Origin of the sequence: Prevotella brunnea (assembly GCF_008016795.1) — a bacterium.
Taxonomy (GTDB): domain Bacteria; phylum Bacteroidota; class Bacteroidia; order Bacteroidales; family Bacteroidaceae; genus Prevotella; species Prevotella brunnea.
Map to the genome: position 1 here is coordinate 86,296 of NZ_SDIK01000056.1, position 9,709 is coordinate 96,004.

At 47.5% G+C, this 9,709-nt stretch carries 9 protein-coding genes and 1 pseudogene; 5 read left to right on the forward strand and 5 right to left on the reverse strand.

Annotated elements, in window-relative coordinates; genetic code table 11:
- Positions 1–40 precede the first annotated feature (40 nt).
- From era to ETF27_RS07985, 3 genes are all read left to right on the forward strand, one after another.
- Entirely contained in the window at positions 41–922 is an 882-nt protein-coding gene (gene era / locus ETF27_RS07975) for a GTPase Era (RefSeq protein WP_130829788.1), read from the forward strand.
- A 164-nt stretch (positions 923–1,086) separates the two neighbouring features.
- Positions 1,087–2,400 carry a ribosome biogenesis GTPase Der gene (der, locus tag ETF27_RS07980; protein WP_130829789.1) on the forward strand — a complete coding sequence of 438 codons (1,314 nt, stop codon included), beginning with the start codon at positions 1,087–1,089 and terminating at the stop codon, positions 2,398–2,400.
- 5 nt (positions 2,401–2,405) lie between these two features.
- Entirely contained in the window at positions 2,406–2,825 is a 420-nt protein-coding gene (locus tag ETF27_RS07985) for a hypothetical protein (protein ID WP_130829790.1), read from the forward strand.
- Between the two features lie 15 nt (positions 2,826–2,840).
- Here the strand turns inward: ETF27_RS07985 and ETF27_RS07990 are convergent, their stop codons facing one another.
- On the reverse strand, positions 2,841–4,025 hold the full coding sequence (locus ETF27_RS07990) for a CobW family GTP-binding protein (protein WP_130829791.1): 1,185 nt from the start codon (positions 4,023–4,025) through the stop codon (positions 2,841–2,843).
- Positions 4,026–4,191: 166 nt separating this feature from the next.
- Here ETF27_RS07990 and ETF27_RS07995 point away from each other — a divergent pair, with 166 nt between their 5' ends.
- Entirely contained in the window at positions 4,192–5,583 is a 1,392-nt protein-coding gene (locus ETF27_RS07995; protein WP_147785686.1) for a DUF389 domain-containing protein, read from the forward strand.
- Between the two features lie 6 nt (positions 5,584–5,589).
- Positions 5,590–7,179, forward strand: coding sequence for a TaqI-like C-terminal specificity domain-containing protein (locus tag ETF27_RS08000; protein WP_147785687.1), 1,590 nt, complete (start codon positions 5,590–5,592; stop codon positions 7,177–7,179).
- 330 nt (positions 7,180–7,509) lie between these two features.
- Here ETF27_RS08000 and ETF27_RS11820 read toward each other — a convergent pair.
- The 4 genes and pseudogenes from ETF27_RS11820 to ETF27_RS08020 form a co-directional block, all read right to left on the reverse strand.
- A pseudogene (locus ETF27_RS11820) lies at positions 7,510–7,750 on the reverse strand (IS256 family transposase, variant Zn-binding type); the annotation flags it as partial.
- Positions 7,751–8,441: 691 nt separating this feature from the next.
- A complete protein-coding gene (locus ETF27_RS08010; RefSeq protein ID WP_147785689.1) occupies positions 8,442–8,624 on the reverse strand; it encodes a hypothetical protein in 183 nt (60 codons plus the stop codon).
- Positions 8,625–8,626: 2 nt separating this feature from the next.
- The gene (locus ETF27_RS08015; RefSeq protein WP_147785690.1) at positions 8,627–8,956 is read right to left on the reverse strand and encodes a hypothetical protein; all 330 of its coding nucleotides are present in this window, start codon (positions 8,954–8,956) and stop codon (positions 8,627–8,629) included.
- 377 nt (positions 8,957–9,333) lie between these two features.
- A partial coding sequence (locus ETF27_RS08020) for a transposase (RefSeq protein WP_240048159.1) occupies positions 9,334–9,709 on the reverse strand: 376 nt, incomplete at its 5' end.

A 9,709-nucleotide genomic window follows, 5' to 3' on the forward strand; every position in this document is an offset into this window, starting at 1 on the left:
AAGACAAGGTGCGTTTTTCGATTAAAAACAATCTTCGATTATGCACAAAGCCGGATTTGTAAACATTGTGGGAAATCCAAATGTGGGAAAAAGCACGCTGATGAACCAACTTGTCGGCGAGAAAATCAGTATTGCCACCTTCAAGGCACAAACCACCCGCCACCGCATCATGGGCATCGTCAATACCGATGACGCACAAATCGTCTTCTCCGATACACCCGGAGTGTTGAAGCCCAACTACAAAATGCAGGAAATGATGTTGCATTTCTCCGAATCGGCACTGGCAGATGCCGACATACTGCTCTACGTAACAGATGTGATAGAAGACCCGGAGAAAAACAAGGAATTTCTCGCAAAAGTAGCACAGATGGACATCCCCATCATCTTGCTCATCAACAAAATCGACGAGAGCGAACAAAAAAAAGTAGTGGAATTAGTCGAGAAATGGCACACACTACTGCCCAAAGCAGAGATACTCCCCATATCGGCAAAAAACAAGTTTGGAACAGACTTGCTGATGAAGCGCATCTTGGAACTATTGCCCGAAAGCCCGGCATACTTCGACAAAGACCAATTGACCGACAAACCGGCAAAATTCTTCGTTACGGAAATCATCCGCGAGAAAATCCTTCGTTATTACGACAAGGAAGTGCCCTATTCCGTGGAAGTAGTGGTGGAACATTTCAAAGAAGAAACCAAGAAAATCCATATCAACGCCATCATCTACGTGGAGCGCGACAGTCAGAAAGGCATCATCATCGGCCATCAGGGACAAGCACTGAAGAAAGTCTCCACAGAGGCACGCAAAAGTCTGGAACACTTCTTCAACAAAAAAATATTCCTTGAAACCTTCGTGAAAGTGGATAAAGACTGGCGCAACTCACAGAAAGAACTGAACAACTTCGGATACAATCCCGAATAAACAATCACGGGAATCTCCCCCTGTTTTGCCCTGACTGCATGGTAGGGCACACTCTCGCACAATGCGAGGGCCGGGAACCGGTCATTCCAGGCAATTACGTTTGAAGGCACCCGACCACGCCTTCACAACCTTTCCGGGACTTTCGGGAAGGAAAATACAAACTTATGGCAAACTTAGTAGCAATCGTGGGACGCCCCAATGTGGGCAAATCCACACTTTTCAATCGCCTCACCCAAAGTCGGCGCGCCATCGTCAGCGATACAGCCGGCACCACACGCGACAGACAATACGGCAAATGCCAATGGAACGGACGAGAATTCTCAGTCGTCGATACCGGAGGATGGGTGGTAAACTCAGACGACATCTTCGAAGACGCAATACGAAAACAAGTGCTCATAGCAACAGAGGAAGCCGACTTCGTCCTCTTCATCGTCGATAACGAAACAGGCGTAACGGATTGGGATCAGGACGTGGCACAAATCCTCCGACGAGCCAAACTCCCCGTCATCCTCGTTGCCAACAAAGTGGATAACAGTGGCGAATATTATCAGGCGGCAGAATTCTACAGATTGGGACTGGGCGAACCGGTTTGCATCAGCGCACAGACCGGAAGCGGTACGGGCGAACTGCTCGACCTGCTCCTCGAAAGACTCAAAGACCTTCCGGAAGAAGACCTCGAAGACGAAATCCCACGCTTCGCCGTAGTGGGCAGACCCAACGCAGGCAAGTCGAGCATTATCAACGCCTTCATCGGAGAAGACCGCAACATCGTTACCGAAATAGCGGGCACCACACGCGACAGCATTTACACACGATACACAAAGTTCGGATTTGATTTCTACCTCGTCGATACCGCCGGCATCCGACGAAAAAACAAAGTAACGGAGGACTTGGAGTTCTATTCCGTCATGCGTTCCATCCGAAGCATCGAAAACTCAGATGTCTGCCTCCTCATGATCGATGCCACTCGCGGAATAGAGGCACAGGACATGAACATCTTTCAACTCATACAGCGTAACAACAAGAGTTTGGTGGTGGTGGTAAACAAGTGGGACTTGGTGGAAGACAAGAGCCAAAAGGTCATCAAGACGTTCGAGGACGCCATTCGCAGACGCATGGCACCCTTCGTGGATTTCCCCATCATCTTCACTTCTGCACTCACCAAACAGCGCATCTTCAAAGTCCTCGACGTGGCAAAGCAGGTGTATCTCAATCGGAAAATCCATGTCGGCACAACAAAGTTAAACGCCGTCATGCTCCCCATCATCGAGAACACGCCCCCACCATCGCTGAAAGGCAAGTACATCAAGATAAAGTATTGCTCACAGCTGCCCAACACGCAGATTCCGTCATTCGTGTTCTACGCCAACCTGCCACAATACGTCAAGGAACCTTATCGCCGCTTCTTGGAAAACAAGATTCGCGAGAACTGGAACCTCAACGGTTGCCCCATCAACGTGTTCATTCGTCAAAAGTAAGGAGAATGGATAGCAAAAACCTCAGACATCTTGCTTTCCCGCTCGTCCTTGCCACCACATTGTTGGCAACGGCGTGCGGGAAGTCGGGCAAGACTATCGACCACGGCATGATAGCTGCCCGGGCAGCCAAGGTGTATTACGAGAGCCTCATTGCAGGCAAGAGCGCGTTATTCATGGATGGCATCCTTCTGCCCGACACCATTCCCGGAAGCTATCGCGACCAGATGCTGATGAATTTCCGGCAGTTTTGCGACCGGATGGAGGAGCAACACCATGGCATCGACTCCATTTCCATCCACCATACCGAATTTAACGGCAGGGACAGCACGGCAAACGCCTATCTGCTGTTCCATTTCGGCGATGGCGGTCGCGAGCAGATTGTTGTTCCGATGGTGAAGAAAAAAGGACTGTGGTATATGCGATGAGTCGCAATCGACTCGCTACCGGTCGGCATCGGCCACTACCAAACACCGGTCGAGTGCTTTGGTGATGGCAGCCTTGTCAAGGTGTTGCCCGATAAAAACGAGTTTTTGCATTCTGTCGCCATAAGGTTCTTCCCAGTCCTTGCGCACACCCGGATTCTTTTTGAGAAACTCGCGCAGCTCGAACTCCGGCATGGTGGCATACCACTGTCCGGCGTTGCGCAGCGACACCTGTTTGCCTGCCTGCTCAAAGACATAACATATATCCTTCTCGTTCTCGAAATAGCACAAGCCCTTGCAGCGAATGATGTTCTTTTGCCATTTGCGCGCCACGAAATCATCGAAGAAATTGATGTCGAACGGACGGCGATTGTAATACACGAAGGTGTCGATGCCATATTCCAACGCCTCTCCACTCTCCTCGTTATGCAGTTCGTCGTGGTCGTGATGATGGTGGTGGTCGTGTTCCTCCTCCCCCTCTATGGCGGCTATCCATGAAGCTGAAGTGGCCACTTTGTCGAAGTCGAAGATGCCGGTGTGAAGAATGGCGGAAAGATCGATGTCGCCATAGTTACATTCCATGATTTCCGCCTTGGGCTGCAATGCTCTGACGATGGCTTTCACTCTGCCCAAATCCTCCGGACTCACGTCGGCAGCTTTATTGAGCAAAACGATGTTGCAAAATTCTATCTGCTGAATGAGCAAATTCTCCAAGTCGTCTTCCTCCAAATCTTTCTTCATCAGGTCGTTGCCTGCGGCGAACTCATCGAGCATTCTTCGCGCGTCCACCACCGTTACGATGGCATCGAGCTTCGCCCTCCCCTCTTTTGCCATGTCGGGATACATTTGGGGATAGACGCTGATGGTCTGCGCGATGGGTGCCGGTTCGCAAATGCCGCTTGCCTCGATGACGATGTAATCGAATTTCGCCAGCTTCACAATGTCGTTGAGCTGACTGACGAGGTCCATCTTCAGCGTACAGCAGATACAACCGTTCTGCAAAGCCACGAGCGAGTCGTCTTGTTGCCCCACCACACCACCTTTCTCTATAAGGTTGGCATCAATGTTCACCTCGCCGATGTCGTTCACGATGACGGCAAATTTCACTCCCTTCTCATTGGCAAGAATCCTGTTTACAAGTGTTGTCTTTCCGCTTCCCAAATAGCCCGTGAGCAGAAGCACGGGGATTTCATTATGATTCATAGCTTTCTTTCTGTTTTTTTTGATTTTAGAAAAGCAAGAATTGTGCCAAAAGAACACCGGCTGACAATATTTCCGGGAGGAGAAAGCAAAAAAAATATCTGTCGGGAGGGTTGCGTAAACGAAGGGAAATGCGTAACTTTGCAAGGCATAAAACAACATGAACCGAATGGAAACAACGCAAACGCAAAACAACGGCAATCAAAACGACAAGAATTTCTCCATCTGGAAATACATAAAAAGCTACTTCGACATGTCGCGCGACAAGGATCGCGAAGCTGACATCATCGGAAACATCACCGCCAGCATTTCTTTTCGCGGAGCGAACCTGTGGATTCTCATTTTCGCCATCTTCATTGCCTCGCTCGGACTGAACGTAAACTCCACGGCGGTCATCATCGGCGCAATGCTCATATCGCCTCTCATGGGTCCCATCCTCGGCATCGGTTTGGCGGTGGGCATCAACGACTTGCCACTGCTCAAGCGATCGGGCAAAAACCTCTTCATCGCCACCCTCATCGGCATCATCACCGCCACCGTTTACTTCCTCCTCACCCCATTCAAGGAAGTGCAATCGGAACTCCTCGCGCGCACGGCTCCCACCATCTACGACGTGCTCATTGCCCTCTTCGGTGGCGCGGCGGGCATCACCGTGCAATGTGCCAAGGACAAGGGCAACGTCATACCGGGTGTTGCCATCGCCACCGCCCTCATGCCACCCCTCTGCACCGCAGGATACGGCATCGCAACAGGCAACCTCGCCTTCTTCGCAGGTGCGTTCTTCCTGTATTTCATCAACACCGTCTTCATCACCGTTGCCACTTACATCGGTGTGCGATTGTTGCGCTTCCGAAGAAAGCAATACGTGGACGAAACTCGCCGCAAGTTTGTACATCGCGTCATTATCGCCATCGTGGTATTCACGATGATACCCGCCGGCATGATGACCCTGAACCTCCTGCGCGACAGCTTCTTCAAACGGCAATTGAATCGCTTTGTGAGCGAAAACCTCACATTCGGAGGAACACAAATTGTTGCCAACGACATGAGGAACGACAGCACTTTCCGAGTCGTGGCGGTGGGCAACGTCATCACCGACGAGCAAATTGCCGAGGCACAAAAAGAAATGGAACGATACGGCGGACTGAAAGGCATCCGCCTGGAAGTGATTCAGGGCATGCGACCCGACAGCTTGATGAAACTCGAGGCAAACATGGCAGGCACAGGCAGAAACAACAACGACAACGTGGGACTTCTGCAACAGCAATCGATGGAAATAGCCCAACTGAAAGAATCGCTCGAAGAATATCAACGCTACGAGAAAGCGGGCACACTGCTGCGCCCGGAAATCAAAACGCTCTACCCCGGAGTGCGCTCGCTGACACTCACGCCTGCCACCGAAGCAACCATCGACACCATGCCACCGAAGAAATATGTGTTGGCGGTGGTGAAACTCGACGCCAACCACTGGCAGAGCCAACGAGAACGACAAAGAATGACGCAATGGCTCAAGGCAAGAGTGAGCGCGGATAGTCTGGTAATGGTTACGAGAAGAGAGTAAAAAACGGTGGAAAAAATACGCGTCAGAGAGGCAGCCGACCGACTCGGAGTGTCGGAAGCAACAGTGCGCAACTGGACAAAGGCGGGATTGTTGCAATCGGCAGGACGGGGAAACATCTGCGCCACATCGCTGGACGAATGTCTGAAACAGCTCGACCACACAAAACGCCTCACGGCACGGGCAAACAAAAGCCGGAAAACAACAAGCGGAAACGCGCCGGCGACAACCAAGAAGAAAAAGGAGGAGAAGAGAAGAAAGGAAAAAACAAAAACGGCAGCCACATACGAGGCATCACTGAGCGAGGCTTGGCGCAACAAAGAGGGAATTTTCTACACGCCACAAAGCATCGTCGCCGACATGACACGCGACATCAGGGCCGATAAAAACACCACATTTCTCGACCCCTGCTGCGGCTGCGGCAACTTCATCATCGAAGCATTGGAACGCGGCATCGAACCGGAAAACGTCTATGGATTCGATACCGATGAACAGGCGGTGGCAATAGCAAAACAACGGGTTCGCGAAAAAACGGGAAAGGAACCAACCCACATCGTCTGCGCCGACTTCCTGAACATCGGAAAAACGCTCAACCGCCGATTCGACCTTATCTATACGAACCCGCCATGGGGGAAAAAACTCAACAAAAAGCAAAAAGACAACCTCGCCAAGTACTACGAATGTGGCAAAAGCACAGACACCTGCTCCATCTTCTTCTTCGCTTCCCTGAAACTGCTCGCACCCGATGGCGCGTTGGCGTTCCTCCTTCCGGAAGCGGTACTGAACATTGCCACCTTCGAATCGCTCAGAAAACGCGCCCTCGCCTGCGAACTGAAGGAAATAAAGGATTACGGCAAACCGTTCCAAGGCGTGTTGTCAAAGGCTTTCTCCATTGTACTGAAAAACAAAAAACCGGAAAAACACCATGAAGTGCGCTGCAGTGTGGAAACGGAACACTACAGGCGACAAACATCGTTCGAAGACAATCCGAAACACATCCTGAACGCATGGACAACCAAGGAGGAACAAGCCGTCGTCGGCAAACTGCTCGCCCTGCCCCACCGCTCGCTGAAAGGAAACGCCGAATGGGCTTTGGGCATCGTTACGGGCGACAACAACCGAATTTGCAGTCCCCACCCTGCCCAAGGTCTCGTACCCATCTACAGGGGACGGGACATATCGCCGGAAACATTGGCACCGCCAACGCTCTACATCGACAAATCGCTGAAAGACTGCCGGCAGGTGGGTCCCCGACCCTTATACGAAGCAAGCGAGAAACTCATCTATCGTTTCGTTTCCCGCAAGTTGGTGTTCCACTGCGACACACAACAGAACCTCGTGCTCAACAGTGCAAACATCCTCGTGCCGAAACCATCGTTAGGCATCAGTTGTCGGGCGTTGGCATCGCTCCTCAACAGCAGATTGATGAACCACCTCTTCGAACGCTTGTTCCACACCCATAAAATTCTCCGCTCCGATCTCGAGACACTCCCCATTTTCACCTCATGCCACGATGGCAACCACTTCGACGAACAACGCTTCCTCAACACACATCACATCATGAAAACACCCGCCGGCTACCGCTTGAACGAAAAATAACTCCCTCCATCCCGTCAATAACGTCCTGATTTTTTCCATCCCGCCGGCACAAAGCTCAACTTTCACTCTCCAAAAGCTTACCTTCTGCACGGCAAAAGGTCATGAATTGCAGGGCAAAAGCTAAGCTTTTAAATCACAATTAATATTATCCTGATTATCAACAGATTACAAATCACATCCCGAACACTGTTTTTGTCATCTTATTTCATGGCGGCGGCAAGGTTAAATGCCCGGCAGCTATCATGACCAAATCTGTGTCAAACCATCTAAACCCACATTTCGCTCCTTGGCAAAGGGTGTTTCAAAAGCGAATTAAAATCATACCGTTCCGCCAAATGTTCTTGAGAAATACGTTGTATCAATTATGCCAGTTGCTTCCTTGGGATAGGAAGGGGAAAAAACTATCTATCACCAAATTTATTTTCCTACGTATTATTCTTTCCGAACATTTATGCATAACCGACAATTCTTTAACAGTTCGTTTCTCTGTCAGATAGCTTTTCCATAATGAGATACCCTCAATGCGATAACCACCTTGAAATTGCTTCTTGCAATCACCGCAAAAATACATTTGCAGCCCCCGGCGATGACCATTCTTTTTAACATTTGAGCTGCCACAGAAGACACATGTTTTTTATTCATAGGTTTTCAAATGGTACAAAGGTAATAAATAAAGGACATCTGGAGCTTTTCAGCCTACCAAATGTCCATTACACCGAGATTTTATTAAATGTCTTCATTAGTATTGTTAGTAGTAGTTTAAGTATTGTTTATGAGATACAAATATACTATAATTCAAATACTAAACCGTTAATATTGCTCAATTATGCATCTAAAAGATAGAATCAGGCAGTTTTGGATAATCCTTGTATTGCCAACTATTTTGATAGAGAAGTACATCCCGAAGGTTTTTATGTCCAACTTTCAGGGTGTACTTCACTATCATCCCTCTACTTTCTTATAATCAAGAAGAGCAGAGGGATGTTCGTTTCTTAAACAAAAAAGATAAGATAAATTGAGCGTATCACGAGTACTGCCAATAACGTGTTGTATATGAATAGTGTCTTTATCTTTCCTTTCTTAAAATACGCATTTTCTATTATTAAGCATCCGCAGCATGCCAGTCCAATTATTCGTGCCGTTGTTGGTAGATTCGCGCCTATGGTGCCAGAGCTTACCATATCGGCTAATTGACTAAGGGCTAAAAGGACATCAAATGCCACCAACCATAAAATCCATTTTATTCTCATATTTTATAATCTTTAATACATACACCAAGCAATTTCGCCAGCCATAAGAAGCAAACCTGCACCACTAATGGCTCTTGCTACATTTTTACCTCCTACACGACCAATTATTCTTAATGCTTTTACAATCTGAGCTTTTGACATGGTACCCACTGAAAGTGCACCAACAAGAGCTATCCCGTCTGTAATACCAGCCACTTCTAAAAAGCAGTCTTTGAAAGTTCCTCCCCCCTGGTGTTAAATTCCTTTTGGTAATTTAAATTGTTAATTTCTGATGCTAAAAGTAGTGTGCCAACCAATGCTTTTTCATAGTCTTTGGGAGAAGTTATTTGGGTAACTTCTTTGATATTATTATAAGTTAGCCCTATTGCATCTGCAAACTTTTTCGCTGTTGGTAATAAAGATTTTACCAGGTTTTCTTCTGCAATAGAGCTTTGGACACTTGCCCTTGTTCCATTATTCTGTTTCTCAATGCAAAATTTTGTAATTAAATCCCTGTTTTTCAATACTGCATTTGTGTATTCATTCATTTGAATAATTTTCGCCTGCGGTTGATTGGTTAATTGAGTTTGTTCCTCATCATTACTACATGCGCTAAAACTTAGGCATAAAAGTGTTGTTGCACACAAAATAAATGTCTTTTCATAATTGTTATTTTTTTGTTAAAAGATTATATAATACAAATATATACTTTTTTTTAGGACAAGCTGTTTTATTTTAAATATTATTTGTTTTTTTTGCGTATATTAAATTTTGCGCATTAAGACCTCTGGAAAATTCCACATGCTCCTGCATAATCCAAAATCCCATTATAGATTATCAATGAGTTATACGTGAGTTCGGGATAAGAAAAGGTAGTGTCCTTAAAAGTGTGTAATTCATCTTTCCTTTCTCTGTACTTCCACTGTTATTTTATTTTATTCTTTTCTTTCCAGTTTTTGAATTGATATATTCTCCTTTCATATGTTGTCTTTGTTTCCTCCATCGCCACGGCTGCCAGGAGGAAGATGACGGACTTTTCTGATGGCATGGATGTTCTCATTTGGATGGTTCTCCTGTACTTCCTGTTGAGCCTTTCAATCCAGTTGGTCGTATATATGCACCTCTGCACTTGGGCCGGGAAGTCCATATACGTGAAATAGGCACTGTTGCGTTCGGTCTTGTACTTTCTTAGTGCAGGATATTTCCTTTCCCATTTCTCGACAAAGGTAATGAATTGTTCGTATCCCTGCAAGGAATTCATCTCGTTGTTCTCCAATTGGAACACCTCACTGAGCTGCTGC

Coding starts and splice junctions, on each gene's coding strand:
- ETF27_RS07995 (WP_147785686.1), top strand. CDS start 4,192: ATGGAAACAACGCAAACGCAAAACAACGGCAATCAAAACGACAAGAAT.
- ETF27_RS07985 (WP_130829790.1), top strand. CDS start 2,406: ATGGATAGCAAAAACCTCAGACATCTTGCTTTCCCGCTCGTCCTTGCC.
- era (WP_130829788.1), top strand. CDS start 41: ATGCACAAAGCCGGATTTGTAAACATTGTGGGAAATCCAAATGTGGGA.
- der (WP_130829789.1), top strand. CDS start 1,087: ATGGCAAACTTAGTAGCAATCGTGGGACGCCCCAATGTGGGCAAATCC.
- ETF27_RS08015 (WP_147785690.1), bottom strand. CDS start 8,956: ATGAATGAATACACAAATGCAGTATTGAAAAACAGGGATTTAATTACA.
- ETF27_RS07990 (WP_130829791.1), bottom strand. CDS start 4,025: ATGAATCATAATGAAATCCCCGTGCTTCTGCTCACGGGCTATTTGGGA.